General features: G+C 65.5%; 2 pseudogenes. Both read left to right on the forward strand.

Going from position 1 to position 2032, the window contains the following annotated elements:
- Nucleotides 1-480, forward strand: a pseudogene (locus tag AB0H56_RS31930) (IS3 family transposase); the annotation flags it as partial.
- Nucleotides 481-533: 53 nt separating this feature from the next.
- A pseudogene (locus AB0H56_RS31935) lies at nt 534-1930 on the forward strand (IS30 family transposase).
- The last annotated feature ends 102 nt before the right edge of the window (nt 1931-2032 follow it).

The following is a 2032-nucleotide window of genomic DNA, read 5'->3' on the forward strand; positions in this document are numbered from 1 at the left end:
CGAGAGCAACTCGACGAACAGTTGAAGCCGCAGATCGCGCGTGTCCACGGCGAGAACTTCGGCGTCTACGGTGCCCGGAAAGTATGGCTGCAGCTGAACCGGGAAGGCCACCGGGTGGCCCGTTGCACCGTCGAACGGTTGATGCGCGAGCTCGGCTTGCGGGGCGTGACCCGCGGCAGAATCAAACGCACGACTTTCGCGGATCCAGCCGGTGACCGGCCGGCGGATCTGGTGCAGCGGCGGTTCGCGTCGGCTGCGCCGAACCGGCTGTGGGTCGCCGACATCACTTACGTGTCGACCTGGTCAGGCTGGGTCTACGTGGCCTTCGTGACTGACGCCTAGGCGCGAAGGATCCTGGGCCCGCGCACGTCCACGTCGATGACGACCGCGTTGGTGCTCGACGCGATCGAGCACGCGATCTGGACCCGCGAACGAGACGGATGGGATGTGAAAGACGTTGTCCACCATACAGATAGGGGCTCTCAAGGTGAATTCAACTGGACGTCGCAACACCTGGATAGTCGGGAGTTGCGATGGGTGTTCCGAGGCAACGTGCGTCCGACCGGGCAACGCGACCGAAGATGCGTTCGCCGGGTAGGCCTTCGAGTCTGAGTCGCGATCAGCGGCAAGGGTTTTGGCGGAACATCGCTGCTGGCATGGCGAGCGAGGATGCCGCGGTGCAGGTCGGGGTCTCCTCGGCGGTGGGATCGCGGTGGTTCCGCGAAGGTGGCGGGATGCCGTTGATCTCCATGGCTCCGCTCTCGGGCCGCTACTTGTCCCTGCGCGAGCGTGAGGAGATCGCGCTGTTGCGAGCACAGGATCTCGGAGTGCGAGAGATCGCCCGCCGGATCGGGCGTTCAGCATCGACGATCTCGCGGGAACTGCGCCGCAACGCAGCAACTCGCAGCGGATATCTGCACTACCGGGCCTCGACCGCGCAGTGGCATGCCGAGCGGCGCGCCTGCCGTCCCCGCGTTGCCAAACTGGCCGCAAACGAACAGCTGCGAACATATGTCCAGGATCGGCTGTCCGGAACGGTCGTTCACCCGGACGGAACCCAGGTGCCAGGACCGGCCGTGACGTGGATCGGCCGCCGCCACGGCCCGCGCAAGGACCGCCGGTGGGCGAACTCATGGAGCCCGGAGCAGATCTCCAACAGGGTGAAAATCGAGTTCCCAGACGATGATTCGATGCGGATCTCCCACGAGGCGATCTATCAGGCGCTCTATATCGCGGGCCGGGGTGGGCTGACTCGTGAGGCGACGGCATGCTTGCGGACCGGGCGGGCGCTACGAGTTCCGCGGGCTCGCGCGCGAGGGCGCGGCAAGAAGTTCGTCACGCCCGCAGTTCTGATCGACCAGCGTCCCGCTGAGGCGGACAACCGGACCGTTGCCGGGCACTGGGAAGGTGACTTGATCCTCGGCGCCGACAGCTCCGCCATCGGCACCATCGTCGACCGAGCCAGCAGGTTCACCCTCCTGCTACACCTGCCACGAATGATCGGCCACGGCACCGAACCATCGACCAAGAACGGGCCACCGTTGGCCGGCCACGGCGCCGACGCGGTCCGCGAAGCAATCGGTGAGGCCTTCGCAGCCCTGCATCCAGGGTTGCGGCGGTCGTTGACCTGGGACCAAGGTTCGGAGATGGCTCAGCATGCACGCCTGCGCGCTGAAACCGGCCTGCCGATCTACTTCGCCAATCCGCACAGTCCTTGGCAGCGCGGGACCAACGAGAACACGAATGGTCTTCTCCGCCAATACTTCCCGAAGGGAACCGACCTTAGCCGACACTCGGTCGACGACCTCGCCGCCGTCGCTCACGCGCTCAACACCCGGCCCCGCAAGACGCTCGGCTGGCGAACTCCCGCCGAGGCCTCGAAGCTCATCTAAACTCGCTCGAACTGGATTGTGTTGCGACGACTGCTTGAACCTGAGCAATACACGTCCATAGCCTTCAGCGAACGCCTTGCCGAGGCAGGGATCCAGCCCAGTGTAGGCGCGGTGGGTTCGAGCTATGACAACGCGCTCGC

It is taken from the genome of Nocardia sp. NPDC050717, from assembly GCF_040654275.1.
GTDB lineage: Bacteria > Actinomycetota > Actinomycetes > Mycobacteriales > Mycobacteriaceae > Nocardia.